The sequence below is a fragment of the Pantoea sp. GM_Pan_3 genome, assembly GCF_026541045.1.
GTDB lineage: Bacteria > Pseudomonadota > Gammaproteobacteria > Enterobacterales > Enterobacteriaceae > Pantoea > Pantoea anthophila.
Genome location: NZ_JALNVA010000005.1, coordinates 327,632 through 353,442, shown reverse-complemented (window position 1 = coordinate 353,442; position 25,811 = coordinate 327,632). Strand labels below are relative to the sequence as shown.

24 protein-coding genes and 1 pseudogene are annotated in these 25,811 nt (G+C 60.2%); 14 read left to right on the top strand and 11 right to left on the bottom strand.

All coding sequences use genetic code 11. The features are described from left to right. Positions 1 to 154 (bottom strand): annotated as a pseudogene (locus OXR04_RS21575) (8-amino-7-oxononanoate synthase); the annotation flags it as partial. Then, positions 154 to 1,185: a biotin synthase BioB gene (bioB, locus tag OXR04_RS16570; protein ID WP_009091343.1), complete on the bottom strand. Its 1,032-nt coding sequence runs from the start codon at positions 1,183 to 1,185 to the stop codon at positions 154 to 156. The gene bioB and the pseudogene OXR04_RS21575, both read right to left, overlap by 1 nt. 85 nt (positions 1,186 to 1,270) lie before the next feature. On the opposite strand from bioB, the gene bioA reads away from it, so the two are divergent. Further along, on the top strand, positions 1,271 to 2,575 hold the full coding sequence (gene bioA, locus OXR04_RS16565) for an adenosylmethionine--8-amino-7-oxononanoate transaminase (RefSeq protein ID WP_267371920.1): 1,305 nt from the start codon (positions 1,271 to 1,273) through the stop codon (positions 2,573 to 2,575). 74 nt (positions 2,576 to 2,649) lie between these two features. Further along, positions 2,650 to 3,126 (top strand): kinase inhibitor, encoded by a 477-nt coding sequence (locus OXR04_RS16560; RefSeq protein WP_009091345.1) that lies wholly within the window; start codon positions 2,650 to 2,652, stop codon positions 3,124 to 3,126. 133 nt (positions 3,127 to 3,259) lie between these two features. Here the strand turns inward: OXR04_RS16560 and pgl are convergent, their stop codons facing one another. After that, a complete protein-coding gene (gene pgl / locus OXR04_RS16555) occupies positions 3,260 to 4,261 on the bottom strand; it encodes a 6-phosphogluconolactonase (RefSeq protein ID WP_167428479.1) in 1,002 nt (333 codons plus the stop codon). 155 nt (positions 4,262 to 4,416) lie between these two features. Here pgl and OXR04_RS16550 point away from each other — a divergent pair, with 155 nt between their 5' ends. After that, complete coding sequence (locus tag OXR04_RS16550; protein ID WP_154927953.1) at positions 4,417 to 5,235, top strand: pyridoxal phosphatase; 819 nt, start codon at positions 4,417 to 4,419, stop codon at positions 5,233 to 5,235. Here the strand turns inward: OXR04_RS16550 and modC are convergent, their stop codons facing one another. From modC to OXR04_RS16530, 4 genes are all read right to left on the bottom strand, one after another. Beyond that, positions 5,236 to 6,294: a molybdenum ABC transporter ATP-binding protein ModC gene (modC, locus tag OXR04_RS16545; protein ID WP_046101443.1), complete on the bottom strand. Its 1,059-nt coding sequence runs from the start codon at positions 6,292 to 6,294 to the stop codon at positions 5,236 to 5,238. It abuts the gene before it with no gap. After that, positions 6,294 to 6,983 (bottom strand): molybdate ABC transporter permease subunit, encoded by a 690-nt coding sequence (gene modB, locus OXR04_RS16540; protein ID WP_267371922.1) that lies wholly within the window; start codon positions 6,981 to 6,983, stop codon positions 6,294 to 6,296. The genes modC and modB overlap by 1 nt, the downstream gene beginning before the upstream one ends. Next, a complete protein-coding gene (gene modA / locus OXR04_RS16535) occupies positions 6,980 to 7,753 on the bottom strand; it encodes a molybdate ABC transporter substrate-binding protein (RefSeq protein WP_154927955.1) in 774 nt (257 codons plus the stop codon). Before modA ends, modB begins: the two co-directional genes overlap by 4 nt. Positions 7,754 to 7,899: 146 nt before the next feature. Beyond that, the gene (locus OXR04_RS16530; protein WP_009091356.1) at positions 7,900 to 8,055 is read right to left on the bottom strand and encodes an AcrZ family multidrug efflux pump-associated protein; all 156 of its coding nucleotides are present in this window, start codon (positions 8,053 to 8,055) and stop codon (positions 7,900 to 7,902) included. A 140-nt stretch (positions 8,056 to 8,195) separates the two neighbouring features. Between OXR04_RS16530 and modE the strand changes: the two genes are divergently transcribed. The 6 genes from modE (at position 8,196) to gpmA (ending at position 14,878) form a co-directional block, all read left to right on the top strand. Then, positions 8,196 to 8,978 carry a molybdenum-dependent transcriptional regulator gene (gene modE / locus OXR04_RS16525; RefSeq protein ID WP_009091358.1) on the top strand — a complete coding sequence of 261 codons (783 nt, stop codon included), beginning with the start codon at positions 8,196 to 8,198 and terminating at the stop codon, positions 8,976 to 8,978. Between the two features lie 69 nt (positions 8,979 to 9,047). Beyond that, positions 9,048 to 10,520 (top strand): molybdate ABC transporter ATP-binding protein ModF, encoded by a 1,473-nt coding sequence (modF, locus tag OXR04_RS16520; protein WP_154927957.1) that lies wholly within the window; start codon positions 9,048 to 9,050, stop codon positions 10,518 to 10,520. Between the two features lie 234 nt (positions 10,521 to 10,754). Continuing rightward, positions 10,755 to 11,801 (top strand): galactose-1-phosphate uridylyltransferase, encoded by a 1,047-nt coding sequence (gene galT / locus OXR04_RS16515; RefSeq protein ID WP_009091362.1) that lies wholly within the window; start codon positions 10,755 to 10,757, stop codon positions 11,799 to 11,801. Continuing rightward, a complete protein-coding gene (gene galK, locus OXR04_RS16510) occupies positions 11,798 to 12,946 on the top strand; it encodes a galactokinase (protein ID WP_267371924.1) in 1,149 nt (382 codons plus the stop codon). Before galT ends, galK begins: the two co-directional genes overlap by 4 nt. Then, positions 12,940 to 13,974, top strand: a complete 1,035-nt coding sequence (galM, locus tag OXR04_RS16505; protein WP_267371925.1) for a galactose-1-epimerase — start codon at positions 12,940 to 12,942, stop codon at positions 13,972 to 13,974. The genes galK and galM overlap by 7 nt, the downstream gene beginning before the upstream one ends. Before the next feature lie 151 nt (positions 13,975 to 14,125). After that, positions 14,126 to 14,878 (top strand): 2,3-diphosphoglycerate-dependent phosphoglycerate mutase, encoded by a 753-nt coding sequence (gene gpmA, locus OXR04_RS16500; RefSeq protein ID WP_009091367.1) that lies wholly within the window; start codon positions 14,126 to 14,128, stop codon positions 14,876 to 14,878. A 351-nt stretch (positions 14,879 to 15,229) separates the two neighbouring features. Here gpmA and aroG read toward each other — a convergent pair whose 3' ends face one another. Next, positions 15,230 to 16,282 carry a 3-deoxy-7-phosphoheptulonate synthase AroG gene (aroG, locus tag OXR04_RS16495; protein WP_009091369.1) on the bottom strand — a complete coding sequence of 351 codons (1,053 nt, stop codon included), beginning with the start codon at positions 16,280 to 16,282 and terminating at the stop codon, positions 15,230 to 15,232. 287 nt (positions 16,283 to 16,569) lie between these two features. Between aroG and OXR04_RS16490 the strand changes: the two genes are divergently transcribed. From OXR04_RS16490 to zitB, 4 genes are all read left to right on the top strand, one after another. Beyond that, positions 16,570 to 16,932, top strand: a complete 363-nt coding sequence (locus tag OXR04_RS16490; RefSeq protein WP_033736370.1) for a YbgS-like family protein — start codon at positions 16,570 to 16,572, stop codon at positions 16,930 to 16,932. 99 nt (positions 16,933 to 17,031) lie between these two features. Continuing rightward, complete coding sequence (locus tag OXR04_RS16485; RefSeq protein WP_009091372.1) at positions 17,032 to 17,613, top strand: response regulator transcription factor; 582 nt, start codon at positions 17,032 to 17,034, stop codon at positions 17,611 to 17,613. Continuing rightward, positions 17,595 to 20,672 (top strand): ATP-binding protein, encoded by a 3,078-nt coding sequence (locus OXR04_RS16480; RefSeq protein WP_267372087.1) that lies wholly within the window; start codon positions 17,595 to 17,597, stop codon positions 20,670 to 20,672. Before OXR04_RS16485 ends, OXR04_RS16480 begins: the two co-directional genes overlap by 19 nt. Continuing rightward, the gene (gene zitB, locus OXR04_RS16475; protein WP_009091376.1) at positions 20,650 to 21,633 is read left to right on the top strand and encodes a CDF family zinc transporter ZitB; all 984 of its coding nucleotides are present in this window, start codon (positions 20,650 to 20,652) and stop codon (positions 21,631 to 21,633) included. Before OXR04_RS16480 ends, zitB begins: the two co-directional genes overlap by 23 nt. A gap of 45 nt (positions 21,634 to 21,678) precedes the next feature. Here the strand turns inward: zitB and pnuC are convergent, their stop codons facing one another. The 3 genes from pnuC to OXR04_RS16460 form a co-directional block, all read right to left on the bottom strand. Then, positions 21,679 to 22,413: a nicotinamide riboside transporter PnuC gene (gene pnuC / locus OXR04_RS16470; RefSeq protein WP_009091378.1), complete on the bottom strand. Its 735-nt coding sequence runs from the start codon at positions 22,411 to 22,413 to the stop codon at positions 21,679 to 21,681. A gap of 24 nt (positions 22,414 to 22,437) precedes the next feature. Beyond that, a complete protein-coding gene (gene nadA, locus OXR04_RS16465) occupies positions 22,438 to 23,499 on the bottom strand; it encodes a quinolinate synthase NadA (protein WP_140028231.1) in 1,062 nt (353 codons plus the stop codon). Positions 23,500 to 23,626: 127 nt separating this feature from the next. Next, on the bottom strand, positions 23,627 to 24,172 hold the full coding sequence (locus OXR04_RS16460; RefSeq protein ID WP_140028230.1) for a methylated-DNA--[protein]-cysteine S-methyltransferase: 546 nt from the start codon (positions 24,170 to 24,172) through the stop codon (positions 23,627 to 23,629). A gap of 158 nt (positions 24,173 to 24,330) precedes the next feature. On the opposite strand from OXR04_RS16460, the gene OXR04_RS16455 reads away from it, so the two are divergent. Beyond that, positions 24,331 to 25,806 (top strand): AlkA N-terminal domain-containing protein, encoded by a 1,476-nt coding sequence (locus OXR04_RS16455; protein WP_267371931.1) that lies wholly within the window; start codon positions 24,331 to 24,333, stop codon positions 25,804 to 25,806. Positions 25,807 to 25,811 lie beyond the last annotated feature (5 nt).

Here is a 25,811-nt window from a genome sequence, read left to right as displayed (position 1 = left end):
GGCCGAGATAATCATTGCTGGAGAAGTGGTGATAGCAGCGACCGCCGCTGTGCAGCGTGCGGGTCGTCTGTTCGTCAATAATCCGTCGCTGCCGCCAGCCGTCGGCCGCACGACGCTGATCCAGCGCCTGCCGGAATCGTTGCTGCCAGCTCATTACAGCGCCGCGTTGTAGAACTGTTCCGTGTCCGCATGGAACAGCTGCTCGCTGAGATGCTCTTCCTGCTGCTGATCGCCGTGCTGCGTGTGCGTATGCTCCGGGTTCAGCCCCAGTTTGCGGAACAGCACCCGATCGGTATCCTCTTCCGGGTTTGGCGTGGTCAGCAGTTTGCAGCCGTAGAAAATGGAGTTCGCCCCGGCCATAAAGCACATCGCCTGGGTCTGTTCGTTCATCTGCTCGCGGCCTGCTGAGAGACGCACATGGGAGGTCGGCATCATGATGCGCGCCACCGCGATGGTGCGGATAAAATCGAACGGTTCCACATCGTCGTTATCCGCCAGCGGTGTGCCTTTCACCTTCACCAGCATGTTGATCGGCACGCTCTCGGGTGGCGTCGGCAGATTGGCTAACTGCACCAGCAGACCGGCGCGATCGTTCACGGTTTCCCCAAGGCCGACGATCCCGCCTGAACAGACCTTGATCCCGGCGTCGCGCACTTTGCCCAGCGTATCCAGGCGCTCCTGATAACTGCGGGTGGTGATGATGGAGCCGTAAAACTCCGGCGAGGTGTCGAGGTTGTGGTTGTAGAAATCGAGTCCCGCGCCCGCCAGTCGCTGCGCCTGCTGCTCGCTGAGGGTGCCCAGCGTCATGCAGGTTTCCATTCCCATCGCCTTGACGCCTTCAACCATCTTTTCCAGATAGGGCATATCGCGCTCGTGCGGATTTTTCCACGCGGCCCCCATGCAGAAGCGGGTCGAACCCGCAGCTTTGGCCTGACGGGCGGAGGTCAGCACCTCTTCCACTTCCATCAGGCGTTCCGACTCCAGACCGGTCTTGTAGCGCGCACTCTGTGGGCAATATTTACAATCCTCCGGGCAGGCACCGGTTTTGATCGACAGCAGGGTACTGACCTGCACCTGACGCGGGTCGAAGTGCTGACGGTGCACCTGCTGCGCTTTAAACATCAGTTCAAGAAAGGGTTCATCAAACAGCGCTTGCGCCTGTGCAATTGTCCAGCGTTGAGCCATTACTTACTCCAAAAAGGGTGTCATCCCGACAGAAAGCAGGGGTATACTTGTAAACTATATTTTTTTATTTTGGTTTACAACTCCGATGACCCTCTCCGCGTTCACCTCTGAAGATGCCCGTTTTGACCGCCAGCATATCTGGCACCCCTACACCTCCATGCAGGATCCCCTGCCCTGCTACCCCGTGGTGGCCGCCCGCGGGGTTACGCTGCAACTCGCCGATGGCCGTGAGCTGGTGGATGGCATGTCCTCCTGGTGGGCCGCGATCCACGGCTACAACCATCCGCGCCTGAACCAGGCGTTGACCGCGCAGGTTGCGCAGATGTCTCACGTCATGTTTGGTGGCATCACCCACCCGGCAGCAGTGGCGCTCTGCCGCCAGCTGGTGGCGATGACGCCTGAGGCGCTGGAGTGCGTCTTCCTGGCGGACTCCGGTTCGGTGGCGGTGGAAGTGTCGATGAAGATGGCGCTGCAATACTGGCTGGGCCGCGGTGAAACGCGCCAGACCTTTCTGACGCTGAAGCGCGGCTATCACGGCGATACCTTTGCGGCGATGTCGGTGTGCGATCCTGAGAACTCCATGCACAGCCTGTGGCGCGGCTATCTGCCGGAACATCGCTTTGCAGCGGCACCGGCCTGCGGCTTTGACGATGCGTGGCAGAGCCAGGACTTTGAGGATTTTGCCCGGCTGATTGAGACACACCATCAGCAGCTGGCGGCGGTGATTCTGGAGCCGATTGTGCAGGGCGCTGGCGGCATGCGTTTTTATCATCCGCGCTACCTGCAGCAGGTGCGGGAGGCGTGCGACCACTACGGCGTGCTGCTGATTGCCGATGAGATCGCCACCGGATTCGGCCGCACCGGCAAGCTCTTAGCCTGCGAGCACGCGGGCATCACCCCGGATATTCTCTGCGTCGGCAAGGCGCTTACCGGCGGCATGATGACCCTGGCGGCCACCCTGACCACCCGCGAAGTGGCGGACACCATCAGCCGCAGTGCGGCAGGCTGTTTCATGCATGGCCCGACCTTCATGGGCAATCCGCTGGCCTGCGCGGTCGCGTCGGAGAGCCTGAAGATGCTGGCGGAAGGAGAGTGGCAATGCCAGGTAGCAAACATCGAACAGCAGCTGCGGGCTGAACTGCTGCCGCTGCGCCACTCGCCGCAGGTGGCCGACGTGCGCGTGCTGGGCGCGATTGGCGTGGTGGAAACGCATCAGGCGGTCAACATGGCGGCGCTGCAGCAGTTCTTTGTGGAGCAGGGGGTCTGGATCCGCCCGTTTGGCCGCTTAATCTACCTGATGCCGCCCTACATCATCACGCCACCGGCGTTAAGCCGGCTGACCGCTGCGATTGCCGGCGCGCTGGATCATCCGCACCATTTTGTCCCCTGAGCAGGCTGACCGCTGGCACTGGCTGCGCTTTTGGTTATGATGAAAGGCTATTCATCGACAGTTAAGGAGATGTGATGCGCGTTTTTAGTCAGGATTTTAATGACGGCGAGAAGATGCCTGAGAAGCATGTTTTCAACGGCATGGGTTATCACGGCGAGAATATCTCTCCGCATCTGGCCTGGGAAGCGGCACCGGCGGGCACCAAAAGTTTTGTTGTGACCTGCTACGATCCGGATGCCCCGACCGGGTCCGGCTGGTGGCACTGGGTCGTGGCGAACATCCCGGCCAGCACCACCTCCCTGCCGCAGGGTGCCGGTTCCGGTAAAGCGGAGCTGCCTGCAGGCGCCGTGCAGACCCGAACCGATTTCGGTCAGGCGGGTTACGGTGGCGCAGCACCGCCGCAGGGCGAAACCCATCGCTACATTTTCACCGTGCATGCGCTGGATGTGGAGACAATTGAAGTGGATGAAGGTGCCAGTGGCGCGATGGTCGGCTTTAATGTGCATTTCCACGCTCTGGCGAGCGCCTCGCTGACCGCGAACTATCAGTAACAGGGGACGCTTTCCTCTTCTGACCGTGTTCCCTGCATGCTGAGCGGATTCATCGCGGTCAGAGGCTCCCGGATTTGCGTTTTTCAGCCCTCTGAATGCCTCTCCTGCTCAGGAGAGGCGTTTTCAGGATAGGTTACGCCTGCAGCGAGTGGATCACGACCCACATCGGACCCTGGCCCACGGCATAACGCCCCAGCGGCTCTAACAGCCCTTTCGGTTCATTAATGGCATAGACTTCAATGTGATGCGACTTCTGCCCCGCCGCCACCAGATAGCGTCCGCTGTGGTCGATATTAAAGCCGCGCGGCTGCGTTTCGGTCGGCTGGAACCCTTCCAGCGTCAGCTCATCACCCAGTTCGCTGACGCTGAAGATCGCCAGCGTGCTGCTGGTGCGATCGCAGGCATAGAGGAAACGACCATCCGGCGTCAGATGAATATCGGCTGCCCAGCGCGTGCCGCTGAAGTCCGGCGGCATCATGTCCAGCGTCTGCACGCTCTCGGCCTCTCCCCCGCCCTGATTTAACGCCCAGACCTCAACCGTGCTGTCGAGTTCGTTCACACAGTAAGCGTACTGGCCACCCGGATGGAACTGCATGTGACGCGGACCGGCACCCTCGACCGTTGTTACCTGCGCCTGCTCACGCGGCGTCAGCTGACCGTCTGCGCCCAGCGCAAACAGACAGATGCGATCCTGCTTCAGGGCCGGCACGTAGAGCGTCTTATTGTCATTGTCGATGTTGGCGGAGTGACAGCCCTCCAGTCCGTTAATCACCTGCAGCGGCGCCTGCGGAATCCCATCCTCACCAATCGGGCTGACGCTGACGCAGGCATCGTTGTAGGAGCCACAGAAGAGGAATTTCCCCTGATGATCGGTGGAGATGTGGGTCGGACTGCCGGGCAGCGGAGCCTGGCCCGCTTCCGTCAGCGTGCCGTCTGCGGCAATACGGAATGCCAGCACGCGAAAATTAGGACGAACACCGACATAGAGAAAATCGCGCTTCGGACTCACCACCATCGGCTGAACCTGGCCGGCGACATCGGTCACCTGAAGCAACGTCAGCCCACCCTCATCATTCATCTGCCAGACGTGGATCTGCTGGCTCTCGGGACTGGCGGTGTAGACAACTTGTTTCATGCATTCTCCTTTTTTGCTGCCTGATCATGAACTGTCAATCACTGTAGCGCGTTTTATTGCCGGACGCTGGAATCATTTGTGCCCTGTTTTTTGTCTCCGGGCCGCGGTCAGGTGTAGACTTTAGCCCTCGCAAACCCGGATGAATGGAAGGATTAATGAGCTACCGTGTAATTGCCCTCGACCTCGACGGCACACTGCTGACCCCCGCCAAAACGATTCTGCCCCAGTCCATCGAGGCGCTGAACCAGGCACGCCAGGCGGGTATTCACGTCGTTATCGTGACCGGACGCCATCACTGCGCCATCCATCCTTTTTATCAGGCGTTACAGCTGGAGACACCTGCGATCTGCTGTAATGGCACCTATCTGTACGATTATCAGGCGAAAAAGGTGCTGGCGTCCGACCCGCTCGATCCGCAACTCGCCCTCGAGGTGATCGACAGGCTGAACGCACAGCGGATTCACGGCCTGCTCTATGTGGATGATGCGATGCTCTATCAGACGGCGACCGGACACGTGACGCGCACCCTGAAGTGGGCCGAATCACTTCCTGCCCACCAGCGCCCGCTGTTTCGTCAGGTGCCTGACCTCGCTCAGGCGGCGCGCGATGCCGGTTCGATCTGGAAGTTTGCGCTGTCGCATACCAACATTCCGGAACTGCAGCAGTTCGCCAGCCAGGTGGAAACGGAGCTGGGGCTGGCCTGCGAATGGTCGTGGCACGATCAGGTGGATATCGCCCGCGGCGGCAACAGCAAAGGCAAACGACTGGCGCAGTGGGTTGAATCGCAGGGCCTGAGCATGTCGGATGTGATCGCCTTCGGTGACAACTACAACGATCTCAGCATGCTGGAAACGGCCGGACTGGGGGTGGCGATGGGCAACGCCGACGAGGCGATTAAAGCGCGGGCGAAGAAGGTGATCGGCACGAACCTTGAAACCGCCATTGCCGATACCCTCCATCAGTACGTGTTGTAATCAGGGCGTCACCGAGACGCTTTTAATCTGGGCATAGAGCCATTGATCGGGCCGGATGCCCAGCTCATCCCGCGCCCACGGCGTGATGCGGGCCCAGAGTTCGCTGATGCCGATGCGCAGCTTCACCTCAACCTGATCGCCGACCTCCACCAGCTCCACCACCTGCGCGGGCAGAATGTTGCGGATGGAGCTGTGCTGGGGTGGCTGCAGCGCCAGCGAAACGTCGGCCGAGGCGATGCGAATGCGCAGCGGGGTCTTCACCGGCTGATTCACCCGGCTGACCCAGATGTGCTGATCGCCCAGCGACAGCGCGGTCATCGGGTAGTCGGGATGCTGCTCCAGCACCTGCACCCTCAGCACGCTGGTCAGTTCACTCATCGGCAGCCAGGGACGCATCGCGCTGCTGCTCCAGACCCGCTCCAGCGGTCCGAAGGCTTTAACCCGCCCCGCATCCAGCACCAGCACGTTATCGGCCAGCTGCAGGATCTCCTCCAGGCTGTGCGAAACGTAGAGCATCGGAATATCGACCTGCTTCGCCAGCTTTTGCAGATAAGGCATCAGTTCGCGTTTGCGCGGCAGATCCAGTGACGCCAGCGGCTCATCCAGCAGCAGCATATCCGGTGCGGTCAGCAGCGCACGGCCAATGGCGACCCGCTGCTTCTCGCCACCCGACAGCGACAGCGGAAAGCGTGGCAGCAGCGCCTCCAGCCCCAGCAGTGACACCAGGGTGTCGAACTGCGCTTTCATCGCGGGCGCCATGCCATATTGCAGGTTGCCGCGCACCCGGTAGTGGGGAAAGAGCCGGGCATCCTGAAAGACATAGCCGATACGCCGCTTTTCCGGCGGCAGCGATATGCCCTGCTCCGCATCGAACAGCAGCCGGTCATTCAGCGCTATCCGTCCGCGCTGGGGCTGAGTCAGGCCGCTGATCGCGTTGATCAGCGAGGTTTTACCGGCCCCGGAGACGCCGAAGATGGCCGTGATCCCGCTGGCCGGGATCTGCAGGTCAACCTCTAAGTGATGATCGCCCTGCTGCTGCATAAAATTGAGTGACAGCATCAGCTTCCCATCCGCTTACGACCGGCACGGGCCAGCCATTCCGACGCCAGCAGCGACGCCAGCGCCAGTATAATGGCGATCACGCAGAGGCGCGCCGCCGCCCCTTCTGCACCCGGCGTCTCGATCAGGGTAAACATCGCCAGCGGCAGGGTGCGGGTCTCGCCCGGTATATTGGAGACAAAGGTGATGGTCGCGCCAAACTCACCCAGTGAGCGGGCAAAGGCGAGCACCGTCCCGACGATCACGCCTGGCAGGGTCAGCGGCAGCGTAATGGTGAAGAATACCCGCCAGCGTCCGGCCCCCAGCGTGCGCGCCGCCTGCTCCAGCCGGCTGTCGACCGCCTCCAGCGCCAGCCGGATGGCGCGCACCATCAGCGGAAAAGCGATCACCGCGGAGGCCAGTGCGGCCCCCCGCCAGCTGAAGGCGAAGCTGAAACCGAACCAGTCATAGAGCTTTTCACCGATGATGCCGCGCCGGCCCAGGGTAATCAGCAGCAGATACCCCACCACCACCGGCGGCAGCACCAGCGGCAGATGGATCAGGCTGTCGAGCAGCGCTTTGCCGGGAAAACGGCAGCGCACCAGAATCCAGGCCATCAGGATGCCAAACGGCAGGCTGCCGAGCACGGCAATGCCAGAGACTTTGAGGCTGAGCAGTACCGCCTGCCATTCGGGATCGCTGAGTATCATTTCGTCGGTGTGAATCCGTAGTGTCTGAAGATAGCCGCCGCTTCCGGCCCTTTCAGGTAGTCATAAAACGCCTTAACGGCGGCGCGGTTGTGTTCGTTAACGATCGCCATAGGATATTCCACCGGTTTGTGGCTGCTGGCCGGGAAATGCCCCACGACCTGCACTTTTCCGCTGGCCACGGCGTCGGAGCCATACACTATGCCATACGGCGTTTCGTTGCGCTCGACCAGCGCCAGCGCCGCCCGCACGTTGTTAGCCGGGGCTAATACCGGCGCGACCTGCGGCCAGGCCCCCAGGTGCTGCAGCGCCTCTTTGGCGTAGAGTCCCGCCGGCACGTGATCCGGGTCGCCGACCGCCAGACGTTCACCGTGCAGCAGGCTTTTCCAGTCCGTCTGCTTGTCCAGCGTAACCGCTTTTGCCGCGGCGCTGCGCGGGGCGATTAACACCAGATCGTTGCCCAGCAGCGTATAACGGCTGCTCTTCATCATGCTGTTTTTAGCGACCGCATCGTCCATCCACTGCTGATCGGCAGAGATAAAGAGATCGGCAGGGGCCCCCTGTTCAATCTGGCGTGCCAGCGTGGAAGAGGAGGCAAACGAAGCGACGACGTTCACGCCCTTCTCCTGCTGATAACGGCTGGCAATATCCTGCAGGGCATTGGTCAGTGAGGCCGCCGCAAACACGGTAATATTATCGGCGGCAACCGCCTGACCGGCCAGTGAAAAAGTGACCAGCGCCGCGACGCCCCAGCGAGTGTAATGGTGTGACATGATCTTCTCCGGCTATTCGTTGTGTAGCGGATAATATAACGCATTATCACGGCATCCCGATAAATTATCGGCAGCAGAGAGAGAAGGATGAAGGGGGGCGGGATAAAAATGACCGCGCCCGCGCAGAGAGGCGGGCGGGGCAGAAATCAGTTGTGCGAACGGGCGGAGGATTTTTCGCGATGACCAAATTTTGAGATGACGTTAAACACTTCACCCAGGCCATAAATGATACCCAGCATCAGCGCCATCACCACAGGCACCATCAGGACGGCTACGGCGAGGCTTTTCAGTAATTCCAGCATCGGGAGTCTCACTCTGAGAATAAAAAAGTGATTGTAACGGGTCAGGAAAATTTTGCGCAGCCCTTTTCGTGCTTTTACTTTGGTCACGAAACGCCGCTATCATCGGCCTCCACACGCGTTAACCCTTTGCCGGAGCTGTCATGGAAGCCGAACTGTCCCTTCACATCCGTTTACAACAGAAACTGTTTGCCGATCCCCGTCGTATCGAGCTGCTGAAACGGGTCCGGGAAACCGGCTCAATCAGTCAGGGAGCAAAGCTGGCAGGCATCAGTTATAAAAGCGCCTGGGATGCGATTAACGAGATGAACCAGCTGGCGGATGAGACGCTGGTGGCGCGGGCCACCGGCGGCAAAGGTGGCGGCGGCGCGACGCTGACCCGCTACGGTGAACGCCTGATCCAGCTGTTTCAGCTGATGGAGCAGATCCAGCAGAAGGCCTTTGATGCCCTGCAGCAGGATGCCCTGCCGCTCGACAGCATGCTGGCGGCGATCGCCCGCTTCTCCCTGCAAACCAGCGCCCGAAACCAGCTGTTTGGCACCGTGATGAGCAATGACGCGCAGCAGGTGGTGCAGCATCTGCTGATTCAGCTGGCCGATGGGGTCACGCAGCTTAATGTGGCGCTGACGCAGCGCAGCGCCGATCGTCTTCAGCTGGCGGCGGGTAAAGAGGTGCTGGTGCTGATCAAAGCCCCCTGGATTCATATCAGCCGGGATGCCACCGGGGATGACAACCAGCTGGCGGCCACCGTCAGCGCCATTGAGCCGGGCGACGGCAAAAGTGAAGTCCTGCTACAGATCGCCAGCGGCGAAACCCTGTGCGCCACCCTGACCCGCGAGCGGCTGCAGCAGCTGAAGCTGCAGCCGGGCGACGCAGTGACCGCGAGCTTTAATGCGGAGAACGCCATCGTTGCCACCCTGCTCTAGTGGGGAATTTGACATCACTACCGGCAGAGGTTACAACGCATTAACACGATGCAAAAAACGGAACAGATTATGGCTTCATTGCATATTTCGCAAGGCACGTTTCGTCTTAGCGATACCCGGTTACTGCGCCTGAATCAGGTGGAACTGCAACGCGGCGAGAGCTGGGCGTTTGTCGGCGCCAACGGCAGCGGCAAATCCTCTCTGGCGCGCGCACTCTCCGGGGAGCTGCCGCCGCTCTCCGGTTCGGTCAGCAGCACGTTCAGACGACCGGTCAGGCTGTCGCTGGAGCAGTTGCAGTCTCTGGTGGCACAGGAGTGGGAACGCAACAACACCGATATGCTCAGCGAAGGCGAAGAGGATACCGGGCTCACGGTGGCCGATGTCATCCAGATGGAGGGGCAGCACCCCGGACGGTGCGAGCAGCTTGCCCGCCAGTTTGGCATTGAACCCCTTCTCTCACGTCGCTTTAAATATCTTTCTACCGGTGAAACCCGCAAGACGCTGCTCTGCCAGGCGCTGATGAGCCAGCCTGACCTGCTGATTCTGGATGAGCCGTTTGACGGGCTGGATGTGGCGTCGCGCGCCAGCCTGACCGACACCCTGCGCAGCCTGCAGCAGCCCGATTTCACCCTGGTGCTGGTGCTCAATCGCTTTGATGATATTCCCGATTTTATCGGGCAGGTGGGCGTGCTGGCGGAGTGTAACCTGACCCACAGCGGCGCGCGCCAGACGATTCTGACGGAAGCGCTGGTGGCACAGCTGGCGCACAGTGAACAGCTGCTGGGTATGGCGCTGCCGGAGGCGGATGTGCCGGATGCCCTGCCCGCCCTGGCCGATGATGCGCCGCGTGTCATCCTGCGCAACGGCACCGTCTCTTACCACGATCGGCCCATCATCAGCGGGCTGAACTGGCAGGTCAATCCAGGCGAACACTGGCAGATCACCGGCCCGAACGGTGCCGGTAAATCGACCCTGCTCAGTATGGTGACCGGCGATCATCCCCAGGGCTACAGCAATGACCTGACCCTGTTTGGCCGTCGCCGTGGCAGTGGTGAAACCCTCTGGGACATCCGGCAGCATATCGGCTATGTCAGCAGCAGCCTGCACCTGGATTATCGCGTCAGCACCAATGTGCGCACGGTGATCCTGTCGGGCTTCTTCGACTCTATCGGTCTCTATCAGGCGGCGTCTGACCGGCAGAAAGCGCTGGCCCAGCAGTGGCTGGCTCTGCTCGGCATGGACAACCGTCTGGCTGATGCCCCCTTCCACTCACTGTCATGGGGACAGCAGCGGCTGGTGCTGATCGCACGCGCACTGGTTAAACACCCGACGCTGCTGATTCTGGATGAGCCTCTGCAGGGACTCGATCCGATTAACCGTCAGCTGGTGCGGCGCTTTGTCGATGTCCTGATTGGCGAAGGACGTACCCAGCTGCTGTTTGTTTCGCATCACGCCGAAGATGCGCCGGCCTGCATCACGCATCGCCTGAGTTTTGTCCCTCAGGACGATGGCTATCGCTATCAGCAGGAAACGCTGCGCTAACGTTCTCTCCTCAGCCCTGACGCCGCGACAGCGGCGTTTTACAGCTCTCCTGTGTAAGCGTTACCATTCCTTCTCACCTTTCACCCTTCTGCACCGCACGCAATGCCACCAAATAAGAATTTTCAGCTTGTGTAAACGATACCATTTATCCAGACTTGATCACGCTTTCGGGCGCGCTGATGTGCTAATTTTTACCGATGCCTCTTTGGCTTTTGACGCTTACCAGGACCTCACATGGACAAATTCAACCCGGTCGATCATCCGCATCGCCGTTACAATCCACTGATTGATCAATGGATTTTAGTCTCTCCTCACCGGGCCAAACGGCCGTGGCAGGGCGCGCAGGAGACCCCGGCGGTTAACACCCTGCCGTCCCATGATCCGGACTGCTTCCTCTGTGCCGGAAACACCCGCATCACCGGCGACAAAAACCCGGACTATACCGGCACTTACGTCTTTACCAATGACTTTGCCGCGCTGATGACCGACACCCCCGACGCGCCTGAGAGTGACGATCTGCTGATGCGCTGTGAAAGCGCACGCGGCACCAGCCGGGTTATCTGTTTTTCGCCCGATCACAGCAAAACCCTGCCGGAGATGTCGCTGAGCGCGCTGGAAGAGGTGGTGCGCACCTGGCAGGAGCAGACCGCTGAGCTGGGTCAGCACTATCCCTGGGTGCAGGTGTTTGAGAACAAGGGCGCGGCGATGGGCTGCTCCAACCCGCATCCGCATGGTCAGGTCTGGGCCAACAGCTTCCTGCCGAATGAAGCGCAGCGTGAAGATGACCACCAGCGCGACTACTTCGCGAAAAAGGGTTCACCGATGCTGGTCGATTACCTGGCGCGTGAACAGCAGGATGGCAGCCGCACCGTCGTGGAAACCGAACACTGGCTGGCCGTGGTGCCGTGGTGGGCCGCCTGGCCGTTTGAAACCCTGCTGCTGCCGAAGGCGCACGTCAGACGTCTGACCGATCTCAGCGCAGCACAGCGCACCGATCTGGCACTGGCGCTGAAACAGCTGACCAGCCGCTACGATAACCTGTTCCAGTGCTCCTTCCCCTACTCTATGGGCTGGCATGGCGCACCGTTTAACGGCGAAGCCAACGATCACTGGCAGCTGCATGCCCACTTCTATCCGCCGCTGCTGCGTTCAGCAACGGTACGCAAATTTATGGTCGGCTATGAAATGCTGGCCGAAACCCAACGCGATTTAACGGCGGAACAGGCGGCGGAACGTCTGCGTTCTGTCAGCGACGTTCACTTCCGTGAGGCACAACAATGAGCTTAAAAACCATCACGCAGCAGCTTTTCTCAGACACCTTCGGTTACGCCGCCACCCATACCATTCAGGCACCGGGTCGCGTCAACCTGATTGGTGAGCACACCGACTATAACGACGGCTTTGTGCTGCCCTGCGCCATTGACTACCAGACGGTGATCGCCTGCGCCCGCCGTGACGATCGCCAGATTCGCGTGGTCGCGGCGGATTATGAGAATGCGCAGGACATCTTTTCGCTCGATGAAGAGATCGTCAGCGTGCAGGAGCCAATGTGGGCGAACTATGTGCGCGGCGTAGTGAAACATCTGCAACGGCGTCATGCCGATTTCGGTGGCATCGACATGGTGATCAGCGGCAACGTTCCGCAGGGTGCGGGCCTCAGCTCCTCTGCCTCGCTGGAAGTGGCGGTCGGCACCGTGGTGCAGCAGCTCTATAACCTGCCGCTGGATGGCGCGGCGATTGCAGTTAACGGTCAGGAAGCAGAAAACCAGTTCGTTGGCTGCAACTGCGGCATCATGGACCAGCTGATCTCCGCGCTGGGCCAGAAAGATCACGCCATGCTGCTCGACTGCCGCACGCTGGGCACCCGTCCGGTGTCGATGCCGGCAGATATCGCCGTGGTGATCATCAACTCCAACTTCCGCCGCACCCTGGTCGGCAGCGAATACAATACCCGTCGCGAGCAGTGTGAAGCGGGCGCGCGCTTCTTCAACAAAAAAGCGCTGCGTGATGTTGAGCTGGCGGAGTTTGAAGCGGCAGAGGCGAAGCTGGACCCGCAGGTGGCTAAGCGGGTGCGTCACGTTCTGACCGAGAATGCCCGCACACTCGAAGCCGCCGATGCGCTGAGCCGGGGCGACCTCTCCCGTATGGGTCAGCTGATGGCCGAGTCGCACGCCTCCATGCGTGACGATTTTGAGATCACCGTGCCGCCGATCGACACGCTGGTGGAGATCGTAAAAGCGCAAATCGGTGAGCACGGGGGTGTTCGCATGACCGGCGGCGGCTTCGGCGGCTGTATCGTTGCGCTGATGCCGCTGGATCGGGTGGATCAGGTAAAAGCCGCCGTTGCGGAGAAGTATGAAGCGCAGACCGGCATCAAAGAGACCTTCTACGTCTGCAAAGCCTCTGAAGGAGCCGGTCAATGCTGAATGACGTCAACTCTCACGCGCCCGACGGTCAGCCGTGGCGCATCACGGTGCTGCGCAATGCCAACGGCATGCTGGCGACCTTTATGGACTGGGGCGCAACCTGGCTCTCCGCCCGCGTGCCGATGCAGGATGGCACGGTGCGTGAAGCGCTGCTTGGCTGCGCCACCCCCTCTGACTATCTGCACCAGGATGCTTATCTCGGTGCCACGGTGGGCCGTTACGCTAACCGCATCGCCGGTGCAAAACTGACCACAATCAACCGTCAGCTGTTGCCGAACCAGGGCGCGCATCAGCTGCATGGCGGCCCGGAAGGGTTTGATAAACGTCGCTGGCAGATTGTCAGCCAGTCAGACAGCGACGTGCACTACCGTCTGGATTCGCCGGATGGCGATCAGGGCTATTCCGGTAACCTGATTGCCGACCTGCACTATCATCTGGACGATCAGAACTGCCTGAGCATCCGCTATGAAGCACGCTGCGACCAGCCCTGTCCGGTCAACCTGACCAACCACGCTTACTTTAACCTTGATGCGCATCATGGCGACGCCCGCCAGCATCGCTTACAACTGCACGCAGATCACTATCTGCCGGTCGACAGCGAAGGGATTCCCAATGCGCCGCTGAAAGCCGTGGCCGGCACCAGCTTTGATTTCCGGCAGGCGAAAACGGTCGCGCAGGATTTCCTGACAGACGACGACCAGCGGGCGGTGAAGGGGTATGACCACGCGTTTCTGCTCAACAGCGCAGGCGACGACAGCCAGCCTGCCGCAGAACTCTGGTCAGAAGATGGCAGACTGCAGCTCAGCGTCACCACCTCCGCTCCGGCCCTGCAGTTCTACACTGCCAACTATCTGGCCGGGACCCGTGCCCGTGAGCAGGAGAGCTATACTGCATTTCAGGGCATTGCGCTGGAGAGTGAATTTTTACCGGATTCGCCCAATCATGCTGAGTGGCCTCAGCCCGATTGCTGGCTGCAACCGGGAGATCGCTGGGAATCGGTGACGCGCTATCGCTTCACGCCACGCTGATCTTCTGGCTGAAAAACGCGCAGTGCGTCACACACAGGCTTACGCGCTGCCCGCTTTTCCGCTATGGTATGGCGCAATCCGCTCGCGTGTCAGGCGGGCAGCAGCAGGTTTCCAATCTCACAGAAACATCACAGTATTAAGGAGTTAAGCTATGGCTGTAACTAAGCTGGTTCTGGTGCGACACGGCGAAAGCCAGTGGAACAACGAAAACCGCTTTACCGGTTGGTATGATGTTGACCTTTCTGAGAAAGGTCGTGGCGAAGCCAAATCAGCGGGTCAGTTGCTGAAAAAAGAGGGCTTTGTTTTCGATTTCGCTTACACCTCTGTACTGAAGCGCGCGATTCACACGCTGTGGAATGTGCTGGATGAGCTGGATCAGGCCTGGCTGCCGGTCGAGAAAACCTGGCGTCTGAACGAGCGTCACTACGGTGCGCTGCAGGGCCTGGATAAAGCGGAAACTGCGGCCAAATATGGCGATGAGCAGGTTAAGCAGTGGCGTCGCGGTTTTGCCGTTACCCCACCTGAGCTGGATCGTGCTGATGAGCGCTTCCCTGGCCATGACCCGCGTTACGCGAAACTGACCCCGGAGCAGCTGCCAACCACTGAAAGCCTGGCACTGACCATCGACCGCGTGATCCCTTACTGGAACGACACCATTCTGCCGCGCATCAAAAGCGGTGAGAAAGTGATCATTGCCGCACACGGCAACTCACTGCGCGCACTGGTTAAATATCTGGATAACCTGAGCGAAGATGAGATCCTCGAACTGAACATCCCAACCGGCGTGCCGCTGGTGTATGAGTTCGATGAAAACTTCAAACCGCTGAAACGCTACTACCTGGGCGACCAGGACGAGATTGCCGCGAAAGCCGCAGCCGTTGCGAATCAGGGTAAAGCGAAGTAATTTTTCGCTGAAAGGCAAAAAGGCCAGACAGAAGTCTGGCCTTTTTTGTTGGGCTGCGTCCGGCAATGCTGTGTGTCATCTTTAACTGTCAGAGTAAAAGCCTGAATGTCCGTTCGTCCCGGACGAATCACATCGTCAAAGCCGTCTGAGTATGGCAGCAATAAATCAGCCCAATCTGCAGGGAACATGGTCAGAAGAGGAAAGCGTCCCGCGCCAGGGATGGCGCGGGGAGAGCGTGCCATGGATGGCGGTTGTTGCGTCTTTCCGATCTGACTGTGTTCCCTCAGCAGGCTCACTCTCCACCGCGCATTCAGACAGATCCGGCCAGTTGTCACGCCAGATCGCCAGCACTCAACCGCGGCGCTGTTTAACCGCCGCCGCCAGCTGACGCAGCACCTTGTCGGTATCATCCCAGCCGATGCAGGCATCAGTGACACTCTTGCCATAGACCAGCGGCTCACCGCTCTCCAGGCTCTGATTGCCCTCTACCAGATGACTCTCGATCATCACGCCGACAATCGCCTGTTCACCGTTGATGATCTGCTGCGCGACATCATCCGCCACGACCATCTGACGCTGGAACTGCTTGCTGCTGTTGGCATGGCTGAAATCGATCATAACCTGCTGTGGCAGACCCGCTTTTGCCAGACCCTCTTTGACCTCAGCCACATGCTTCGCGCTGTAGTTCGGCTCTTTGCCGCCGCGCAGAATAATGTGACAGTCGCCATTGCCGCTGGTTTCAACAATCGCGGAGTGGCCATATTTGGTCACTGACAGGAAGCAGTGCGGCGAACCGGCAGCGTTGATGGCATCGATGGCCACCTTGATGGTGCCATCGGTGCCGTTTTTGAAACCGACCGGACAGGAGAGACCGGAGGCCAGCTCACGGTGCACCTGGGATTCGGTAGTGCGTGCGCCAATCGCGCCCCAGCTCATCAAATCCGCCACATACTGCGGGGTGATCATATCCAGAAACTCGCCCGCCGCCGGTAAACCGCTGTCATTGATCTCCAGCAGTAGTTTACGCGCCAGACGCAGACCATCATTGAGCTGGAAGCTGTTATCCATGTAGGGGTCGTTGATCAGCCCTTTCCAGCCTACGGTAGTGCGCGGCTTTTCAAAATAGACCCGCATGACTACTTCCAGTTCGCCTTTCAGCTCATCCCGCAGCGCCAGCAGACGGCCGGCATACTCTTTGGCGGCCTCAGGATCGTGGATTGAGCAGGGACCAATCACCACCAGCAGGCGGTCGTCCTTGCCCTGCAGGATCTGATGAATCGCCTGACGCGCCTGGGAAACGGTCTGTGCAGCACGATCGGTCGCCGGGAATTTTTCGAGCAGCGCAACCGGGGGTAACAGCTCTTTAATCTCTTTGATGCGTAAGTCATCGTTCTGGTAATTCATACTGATTCCATATTATTTCTGGCCCGGCGCCCGCCGGACACAACCTGCCCAATGTAGCCCGAAGCGCCAGGGGTGTAAATTCCCGCTGCGGGTTAAATGTGCGGGTCATATTTGCATTAATCAGGTTAGCGACTAGACTTTTTAATGGTAAGCACTGAGGAACGTCCCGCTTACATGATTAAATCACCCTGTTTAAGCCAACTGGCGAATTTTATTTCGTCCGGGACTTTTTTATCCCCAATTTCACCTCTGGGCTTAAAACGTCTTCATTTATTAATGGGAGTATAATGATGAAAAAGTTTGCCTTACTCTTTTTGACAGCAGCAATGACATTAGGCAGTGGCGCGGCGCTGGCGGAAGGCAGCAACAACGGCACAGCTAATCAGGCAGCCAGTGCAGGTGCGGTCGCACCCGGCGCAAAAGAGAACCTGCCACCGAATAATGTCGATAACAGCAAAATTAATAACACCGGCACCAATACTAATCCGGCCACTTCTGGCAGCACCACCAGCAGCGGAAATATGTCTGCTAACGAAATTGACCAGAACAGCCAGTGTAAAGATGGCAAATGTCCGAACATCAACAAAAAAGTTGAAACGAAAGTGGGCGGCGGTGACGTTAATACTAAAACCGACGGCACGACCCAGTAATTCTGTCTGACCCGGAGAGCATCCGTTCTCCGGGTTTTTCTCCCCTCTGCCCCACTCTTCCGCTATGCTCATCCTGTGAAATTTACAGGGAAACCGTTCATGGCCGTTTTGCTCTTGATTGACGATCATCCGCTGGTGGAAGTGGCACTTGAAGCCGCGCTCAGCCAGTCGCCCATTCCGGTTCAGCTCCTCTCTGCCAGCAGTGAACACGCCGCCCGTCCTTTTCTTCAGCAGCCGCTGGACATTATCGTGCTTGATATCGGGCTGCCGGAGAGCGACGGGCTGGAGATCCTGCGCCGCCTGAAAATCCATCGTCCCGACTGTCCGGTGCTGATCTATTCAGCCCAGCAGACCCGTCACTATATCCGGCGCGCTCAGGCGTTAGGGGCGTCCGGTTATGTGGTGAAAAGCCAGCGCATGACGCAGCTGCTCAGCGCCATTCTGGCCGTGCTCGGCGGACAGACCGCGTTTCCGGAAACCGAAGAGGAGCCTGAGCTGCCGCTAACGCACAAAGAGCGTCAGATTCTGGCGCTGCTCGCCAGCGGCCTCTCTAACCTGCAAATCGCCGCCCAGCTGCACATCAGCAACAAAACGGTCAGCACCCATAAAAAGAACATTCTGGAAAAAACCGGTGCCCGCTCTGTGGTTGAGCTGGCTGACCTCTGGAAGGCGCAGCAGTGAGATATGCGCTACTGATTCTGCTGTGGCTGTGGGGCAGCGCGCTGGCTGAGGTGCGCCCGGTCAGCAGCCTGAATCTGCCGATGATGCTGCCGGTCACGCACGCCGAAACCATGCAGGGAAAGAGCCTGCGCGTCGGGCTGCTGGAAGAGAACCACGCGCCCTGGACGATGCGGATCGGCAACGACCTGTATGGCATCAATGCCGACTATCTTGCTGCGCTGCGACAGCTGACCGGGGCGCAGTTTACCCTGCGCCTCTACAGCGACGCGCCGCAATTGATGCAGGCCCTGAACCACGGAGAGATCGATTTTGCGCTGGGCATGTGGAACACCCCCCTGCCTCAGGGCACGCTGAGCAGTGAAAGCTGGTTCAGCAGTCCGCTGCGGGTCTATCGCAATCAGCAGAACCAGCGTGCCGTGATGTTCAACAGCCAGAATGCGCAGCTTGCGATCAGCGACAGCACCCTGGCGCAGCTGCCACCCGCCCTGGCGGCCCGTCACCACTGGCGACGCTACAGCAGCGATCTGCAGGCGCTCTATACCCTGCTCAATCAGCAGAACGACTATGTGGTGGCGGACGAGACCAGCGCCGGTTTTCTGCTGAGTCAGCTGCAGCAGGGGCAGATTTATCAGATCGCCTCACATATTGAGGCGGGACAGCTCAACCTGCGCGCCCTCTCCCGCGATCCCGCGCTGATTGACTGGATAAACCAGAGCCTGCGTCAGTTACCGGCGGAACTGATGAACAGCCTGCAGGCGCGCTGGAGCAGCACGCTGCCGCGCTATCAGGATACGCAGACCCTGATGCTCAGCCCCGCTGAACGCGCGTGGATTGCCGACCACCCTCGCATTGTGTACACCGCCGAGCCCGACAACTATCCCTGGAGCTATCGCGACGCCAGCGGTACCGCCAGAGGCTATGGCGTGGATTTACTGAAAGCGGTCGCCCAGAGCACGGGCCTGCAGTTTGAACCCGTGTGGGTCAGCAATCCCCATCAGGCCAGTGCGCTGATTCAGCAGCAGCAGGCGATGCTGCAACTGATGCAGCCCCTTAATGGCGATGCGATGCAGAGCACCTCACTGCCGGTGTGGCGGGCGCTGTGGGGGATCTACAGCATTCACTCTGCCCCGCTGTCGCACTGGCAGGATCTGCGCGGCAGGCGGATCGGCGTATTGCAGGATGACCTGGCGCTGCGCCTGCTGCCGGAGGATCTGCATCCCGTGCCGTTTGCCGACCGGAACAGCCTCTATGATGCGCTGGCAAAGGGGCAGATTGATGCGCTGGTCGATAATGTGCTCTCCGCCCGCTGGCGCATCGCCAGCCGTGATGACGCGCGTATCCACCTCGCCTTTGCCGCCAGCGACATCGCCTGGCCGATCGCGCTGGGTGTCACGCCCGATCAGCCCCTGCTGCGCAGCCTGCTGGATCGGGCGCTGCAGCAGATCCCGGCGGATACCCAGGGCAAAATGCGCGACAGCTGGTCAACACCGCCTCAGCCCGGCAGCGTGATGGTGATGCGAACGCTGCCGATGATGGTGCTGGCGGTAGCCGGGGCCGCCATTGTGCTGCTGCTCCTGCTGCTGGCGCGCCGTTACTGGCAGCAGCGCCGCGAGCGTCAGCAGCGCGAACAGGCGGAGCGGGCCAACGCCATGAAGAGCCAGTTTCTGGCTACCGTCAGCCATGAGCTGCGTACGCCGATGCAGGCGATCCTCGGCCTGCTGGAGCTGGAGAAGCAGCAGCACAACAGCCAGAACCTGACCCTGCTGCACAGCAGCGCACACTCCCTGCTGACCCTGCTGAATGACCTGCAGGATCACGCACGTATCGAGAGCAACAGTTTTACTCTGGCGCCCCGCCCGCTGGCGCTGGAGCAGTGGCTCGAACAGCAGCAGCATTTTTATCATCCGTTAATGCGGGCGGACGGCCCGCGTCTGATCGTCGCGGCACAGACGCCGCTGCCTGACACGGTGATGATCGATGCCGACCGCCTGCAGCAGGTGGTCAATAACCTGATGACCAATGCGCTGAAATTTACCCGTCACGGCACCATCCGCCTCACCCTGGCGGCAGAGCAGCAGCAGCTGGTGCTGACGGTGACTGACAGCGGCAGCGGTATTCCGCCTGAGGAGCAGCCGAAGCTGTTTGATCCCTGGTATCAGGCGCCGTCGGGCAAAACCGTGTCGGTGCAGGGCAGCGGTCTGGGCCTGTTTATCTGCCGCGAGATAGTGCTGCGGATGGGGGGCGATATCCGGCTCACCTCGCAGCCCGGCCAGGGAACGCAGGTAACGGTGACCCTGCCTCTGCAGATCGAGGAGCCGGTCAGCAGCACCGATGAGTCTGGCCTGCCCGGCTTTCCCCATCTGCGGGTGGCGATTGTCGATGACCATCCGGCCAATCTGCTGGTGATGCAGCAGCAGCTGGCGCGCTTTGCCATTCAGGCCGACATCTTCGAAGAGGGACGTGCGCTGCTCAAGGCCGATGCGCAGCAGCCTTTTGACCTGCTGTTTATCGACCAGATGATGCCGCGTCCTGACGGCACGCTGCTGCTGCGACTGCTGCGACGCCGTGACCGGCAGCGGGGACGGCAGGCGATGCGGGTGCTCTGCTCCGCAGACGCCCAGCTGCTGTCACGACCGGCTGAGGCGCAGGAGCGGGTTCTGATTAAACCGGTGCAGCTGGCCGATCTCCGCGCACTGCTGGCGGAGTGGCAGCCCGACCCGCTGGCACCGCTGGATGAGAACCTGTGGCAGTTGGCACAGCAGAATGACAAATTTCTCAGCCGGCTGAGCCAGACGCTGCACAGCACGGTGACCCAGGATTTGGCCGTGATGCGTGAGGCGCGCGCACGCGCGGACTGGAACCAGTTTGCCGACGCGGCACACCGGATGAAAGGCAGCTGGTTGCTGGTGGGGCTGGAGCAGGGTGCACAGCTGAGTCAGCAACTCGCAGAGCAGGCAAAACAGCATCAGGACACGTCTGAGACGTGGCAATTACTGATATTATTAGCAAACAGGTTACTGAAAAAACTGGAATCTTATGGCACATACCCACACTCATAGCGGGCAGGATAGTAATCGCACGCGTCTGGCGGCCGCCTTTGGCGTGACCGTCCTCTTCATGGTTGCCGAGGTGATTGGCGGCTGGCTTTCAGGTTCACTGGCGCTGCTGGCAGATGCCGGACATATGCTCACCGATGCCGCCGCCCTGCTGATGGCGCTGCTGGCGGTCCACTTCTCGCGCCGTAAACCCAATGCGCGTCATACCTTTGGCCTGCTGCGCCTGACCACCGTAGCGGCCTTTGTCAATGCCATCGCCCTGCTGGGTATTACCGCGCTGATCGTCTGGGAGGCAGTGCGTCGCTTCAGCGATCCGCAGCCGGTGACCGGCGGCCTGATGCTGGGCATCGCGATTGGCGGCCTGCTGGCCAACCTGCTCTCATTCTGGCTGCTGCACCACGGCAGCGAAGAGAAGAACCTCAACGTGCGGGCAGCGGCACTGCACGTCATGGGTGACCTGCTCGGTTCGGTGGGGGCGATTGTGGCAGCAGCCATCATTATGCTGACCGGCTGGACGCCAATCGATCCGATTCTGTCGCTGCTGGTGTCACTGCTGGTGCTGCGCAGTGCCTGGGCGCTGCTGCGTGAGAGCCTGCAGGAATTACTTGAAGGGGCACCCCACTCCCTGGATGTGAACCGGCTGATGCGGGACCTCACCCTGAACATCGCTGAAGTGCGCAATGTTCATCATGTGCATCTGTGGCAGGTGGGTGAAAAGCCGCTGCTGACGCTGCATGTGCAGGTGATCCCGCCCTATGACCACGATGCGCTGCTGCACCGCATTCATGACTATCTGCGCCAGCACTATCAGATTGACCATGCGACCGTGCAGATGGAGTATCAGCCCTGTGCCGGTGCTGAGTGTGAGCTGAGCTTCAGCAGCGCGGCTGAGGCCGGCCACGGTCACAGCCATTCCCATTCCCACGACCATACTCACGCCAGAGGCGACGAGCACGCTCACTAAACGACAGCGCGCGGTAACCCGGTTACCGCGCGCTGTGACCGCCCCTTACTGGCCTGTCTGCTGCGCCGACAGTGCGCGCGCCCCCTGCTCCCGGGCACTGCGGATCCACATGCGTGAGCCATTAAGCGCAATCAGCGTCAGAATCACATACTCCAGCGACATCGCATAAACCCCCTGACGGGCAAAAATCATCACGCTGATGACGTTAATGATCACCCACAGCAGCCAGTTCTCAACATATTTGCGCGTCATCAGGATCATCGCCGCAATCGACAGCACCATCATGCAGGCGTCCCAGAACGGGAAAGCATCCGGCTGCAATGCCGGCATCGCCACCGACAGGCCAATCGCGTTCATCAGCGTCACCGCCGCGCGGGTCAGCATGGCAAACACCGGGTCAATGTAGAGCGTCATCAGCGCAATCGCGACGACGCAGCTCACCGCCCAGGCGATCGCTTTCGGCAGCGGCAGCCAGCGAATCTTCAGCGCCGCCTGGTGATCGCTGGTCTGCCGGCTCCAGGCGTACCAGCCGTAAATATTGGCGGCAAAAAAGAAGAGCTGCAGCAGCAGGCTGGCGTAGAGCTGAATCTGAAAGAAGATCACCGCAAACAGCGTGACGTTAATCAGGCCGAAGGGGTAGTTGATGATTTTTTCCAGGCTGGCAAACCAGATACAGAGTAAGCCCGCCAGGGTGCCAATAGCCTCAATCCATGAGAGATCGTAGCCGCCTGCACCCAGAGGAATGTGAACCAGAATATTATGCGTGCTGAAAAAGTCCATGCAGAGCACCTGTCAGGAAAACGGCTAGGCGTTTCCCTTCACGTTGAGTTTAAGTTCCGCTGCAAAGGATAGCATGCGATTCAGGGGCAGTAACGCCGCCTCTCGCAGCGTCTCGTCCACCTGAATCTCATGTTCCGCGCCGCCCGTCTCCAGCGCGTCTGCGATGGCTTTGAGACCGTTCATCGCCATCCACGGACAGTGCGCGCAGCTGCGGCAGGTGGCGCCCTCCCCGGCTGTCGGCGCTTCCAGCAGCTCTTTGTCCGGCACCGCCTGCTGCATTTTGTAGAAGATGCCGCGATCGGTCGCCACAATCATCTGCGGATGCGGCAGGGATTTGGCGGCCTGAATCAGCTGGCTGGTCGAACCCACCGCATCGGCCAGATCCACAATCGCCTGCGGCGACTCGGGATGAACCAGCACCGCCGCATCGGGATAGAGCACTTTCATGCGCTGCAGCGCCTGAGTCTTGAACTCATCATGGACAATGCAGGCACCCTGCCAGCACAGCACATCGGCGCCCGATTTCTGGGTGACGTAGCGGCCGAGGTGACGATCCGGTGCCCAGATAATTTTCTCGCCCAGGCTGTCGAGGTGCTCAATCAGCTCAACCGCAATGCTGGAGGTGACGACCCAGTCAGCGCGCGCTTTTACCGCCGCCGAGGTGTTGGCGTAGACCACCACGGTGCGATCGGGATGGGCGTCGCAGAAGGCGTTGAACTCTTCAATCGGACAGCCCAGATCCAGCGAGCACTCCGCCTGCAGTGTCGGCATCAGGACGGTTTTCTCAGGGCTGAGGATTTTGGCGGTCTCCCCCATAAAGCGCACGCCCGCCACCAGCAGCGTGGTTGCCGGATGGTTGCTGCCAAAACGGGCCATCTCCAGTGAGTCGGAGATACAGCCGCCGGTCTCTTCGGCCAGCGCCTGAATTTCCGGGTCGGTGTAGTAGTGCGCGACCATCACGGCATTTCGCGCCTTCAGCAGGGTTTTGATTTTCTCACGATAAAACGCCTTCTCGTCGTCACTCAGGCGGGCGGGCTTGGGGGGAAAGGGGTAAACGGTGCTTTCAGGATCGAACATCACACTCATGACACAGCTCTCGTTTTATCTAATTAACGAAAATCGCCAGAAGAGGCGAAATATGGCGTTGAATCCGCCGTCGTGTTTTATATGCTAAACACGATAGCGGAAAAGCCCGACTGTGTCGTGTGATTTTTTAATCGGCCTGCATGACCGCACCGCCAGCCCGACCCTGTGCGCCTTGTTCGCCCGGCTGCGGCAGGGGTTGTGATGTTTCCAGCGCCAGCAGAAACGCTTTAACCGTCAGCCCGCCGGCAAACCCGGTCAGCTTGCCGTTGGCCCCTATCACCCGGTGACACGGCGCGACAATCGAAAGCGGATTACGACCGTTGGCCGCGCCAACCGCACGCACCGCCAGCGGATGCCCGATCTCGCGGGCAATCTGGCTGTAGCTGCGCGTTTCACCAAACGGGATCGCCACCAGTGCCTGCCAGACTTTTTTCTGAAAGTCAGTGCCGGCAAAATCGAGCGGCAGTTCAAAGCCGCGTCGCGCACCGGCAAAGTACTCGCCGAGCTGACGTGCCGTTTCGACCAGAATGGGATGGTCGTCATCGCGCGTCTGCGGTAAAAAGCGGGTGCGATGAGGATCGTCGTTCTCCCACAAAATACCCGCCAGGCCGCGCTCGCTGGCCACCAGTTTCAGTTCGCCCACCGGGGTAACTGTCAATTTGAAGTAATACATGGTGATTCTCCCGTCACGGTTTCGACACGTATTATCGCACTTTTCCTCAGCCTGACTGGCTGTTTTCGGTCATGGCGATAAACTGATGTGTTGTCCGAAAACAGCCAGTCTGCCGGGAATCACCGGTGTAGGCTCCGCATATTTACCGGAGAAATACCATGCTTAATCCCGACATTGCCTATCAGGCGCTGACCTCCCGTGATACCCGTTTTGACGGCGTATTTTTTGTTGGGGTGACCTCAACCGGTATCTATTGTCGTCCGATCTGCCCGGTCAAAGCGCCGATGCAGAAGAACTGCCTCTTTTTCAGCAGCGCCGAAGCCGCCGAAAAAGCGCGCTTTCGTCCCTGCCTGCGCTGCCGGCCTGAACTGGCGCCGGGCAATGCGCCGGTGGATCAGCCGCACCGCGTGGCGGAACGGCTGATTCAGCGCATCGAAGAGGGAATGCTGGAGGAGCGCGAAGGGCTGGAGGCGATAGCCACTGAGTTCGGTTTAAGCCTGCGTCAGCTGCGGCGTATCGTGCAGCAGGAGCTGGGGGTCTCACCGCTTGAGCTGAGGCAGACGCGACGGATGCTGCTGGCGAAGCAGCTGCTGACGGAGACGCAACTGCCGATTACGGAGATCGCCTATGCCAGCGGTTTTGGCAGCCTGCGCCGCTTCAATGATGTGTTTCAGGCGCGCTATCGCATGACGCCAGGCGCCCTGCGCCGGAACGAGGCGGGTGACGGGCGCACGCAGCCCGGTGACCGCGTGACGCTGCGGCTCGCCTATCGCCCGCCCTACGACTGGGCAGCGATGCTCTGGTTTTTACAGACTCACCTGATGAAAGAGGTCGAAGCGGTGGAGGATGGCACCTGGCGACGCACGGTGGCGATGGGCCGCTATCGGGGCTGGGTCAGTGTCGCGCATCTGCCGCAGAAGAATGCGCTGCAGGTGACGCTCTCCACCTCGCTGACGCCGGTTCTGCCTCTGCTGCTGCGCCGCCTGCGCGACCTGTTCGATCTTGATGCTCAGCCGCAGCGTATCGCCGCCTGTCTGTCACAGGATCCGCTGCTGGCGCCCAGCCTGATCGCCCACCCGGGCCTGCGTGTTCCGGGGGCTTTTGACGCCTTTGAGCTGGGCGTGCGCGCGATCATCGGCCAGCAGGTGACGGTCAAAGCCGCCACCACCGTCAGCAGCCGCTTTGCCGCCGCCTTTGGCGAGCCCTGTGAAACGCCGTTTGCCGACCTGACCCGATACGCTGCGCCGCCGGCACGTATCGCTGGCCTGACGGTCGACGAGGTTGCGCCGATGGGTATTGTCAGCGCCGCGCGCTCACGCGCCATCATCGCCTTCGCTGAAGCCTGCGCCAGCGGGGATCTGCGCCTCAGTGCCGCTCAGCCGCCTGACGAGGTGATCAAAAAGCTGATCAGCCTGCCTGGCATCGGTCCCTGGACCGCCCACTACATCGCGATGCGTGCCCTGCGCTGGCCGGATGCCTTTCCCAAAGAGGATATCGCCATCCGGAATAACCTGGGCGGTATGTCATCCAAAGAAGCAGAGGCACGCTCGCAATCCTGGCGTCCCTGGCGCAGCTATGCGGTGATGCATATCTGGGAGAGCCTGGCAGTGGCGAAAGCGAAGAAAAAGGCGTAACGGCG

Bases quoted from the DNA above. Each gene is read 5' to 3' on its own strand.
- OXR04_RS16530 (WP_009091356.1), bottom strand. From the start codon at position 8,055: ATGCTGGAATTACTGAAAAGCCTCGCCGTAGCCGTCCTGATGGTGCCT.
- modE (WP_009091358.1), top strand. From the start codon at position 8,196: ATGGAAGCCGAACTGTCCCTTCACATCCGTTTACAACAGAAACTGTTT.
- aroG (WP_009091369.1), bottom strand. From the start codon at position 16,282: ATGAATTACCAGAACGATGACTTACGCATCAAAGAGATTAAAGAGCTG.
- modB (WP_267371922.1), bottom strand. From the start codon at position 6,983: ATGATACTCAGCGATCCCGAATGGCAGGCGGTACTGCTCAGCCTCAAA.
- OXR04_RS16455 (WP_267371931.1), top strand. From the start codon at position 24,331: ATGCTTAATCCCGACATTGCCTATCAGGCGCTGACCTCCCGTGATACC.
- pgl (WP_167428479.1), bottom strand. From the start codon at position 4,261: ATGAAACAAGTTGTCTACACCGCCAGTCCCGAGAGCCAGCAGATCCAC.
- zitB (WP_009091376.1), top strand. From the start codon at position 20,650: ATGGCACATACCCACACTCATAGCGGGCAGGATAGTAATCGCACGCGT.
- modF (WP_154927957.1), top strand. From the start codon at position 9,048: ATGGCTTCATTGCATATTTCGCAAGGCACGTTTCGTCTTAGCGATACC.
- OXR04_RS16490 (WP_033736370.1), top strand. From the start codon at position 16,570: ATGATGAAAAAGTTTGCCTTACTCTTTTTGACAGCAGCAATGACATTA.
- galT (WP_009091362.1), top strand. From the start codon at position 10,755: ATGGACAAATTCAACCCGGTCGATCATCCGCATCGCCGTTACAATCCA.
- OXR04_RS16460 (WP_140028230.1), bottom strand. From the start codon at position 24,172: ATGTATTACTTCAAATTGACAGTTACCCCGGTGGGCGAACTGAAACTG.
- OXR04_RS16560 (WP_009091345.1), top strand. From the start codon at position 2,650: ATGCGCGTTTTTAGTCAGGATTTTAATGACGGCGAGAAGATGCCTGAG.
- pnuC (WP_009091378.1), bottom strand. From the start codon at position 22,413: ATGGACTTTTTCAGCACGCATAATATTCTGGTTCACATTCCTCTGGGT.
- OXR04_RS16550 (WP_154927953.1), top strand. From the start codon at position 4,417: ATGAGCTACCGTGTAATTGCCCTCGACCTCGACGGCACACTGCTGACC.
- modA (WP_154927955.1), bottom strand. From the start codon at position 7,753: ATGTCACACCATTACACTCGCTGGGGCGTCGCGGCGCTGGTCACTTTT.
- modC (WP_046101443.1), bottom strand. From the start codon at position 6,294: ATGCTGTCACTCAATTTTATGCAGCAGCAGGGCGATCATCACTTAGAG.
- nadA (WP_140028231.1), bottom strand. From the start codon at position 23,499: ATGAGTGTGATGTTCGATCCTGAAAGCACCGTTTACCCCTTTCCCCCC.
- galK (WP_267371924.1), top strand. From the start codon at position 11,798: ATGAGCTTAAAAACCATCACGCAGCAGCTTTTCTCAGACACCTTCGGT.
- bioB (WP_009091343.1), bottom strand. From the start codon at position 1,185: ATGGCTCAACGCTGGACAATTGCACAGGCGCAAGCGCTGTTTGATGAA.
- bioA (WP_267371920.1), top strand. From the start codon at position 1,271: ATGACCCTCTCCGCGTTCACCTCTGAAGATGCCCGTTTTGACCGCCAG.
- galM (WP_267371925.1), top strand. From the start codon at position 12,940: ATGCTGAATGACGTCAACTCTCACGCGCCCGACGGTCAGCCGTGGCGC.
- gpmA (WP_009091367.1), top strand. From the start codon at position 14,126: ATGGCTGTAACTAAGCTGGTTCTGGTGCGACACGGCGAAAGCCAGTGG.
- OXR04_RS16485 (WP_009091372.1), top strand. From the start codon at position 17,032: ATGGCCGTTTTGCTCTTGATTGACGATCATCCGCTGGTGGAAGTGGCA.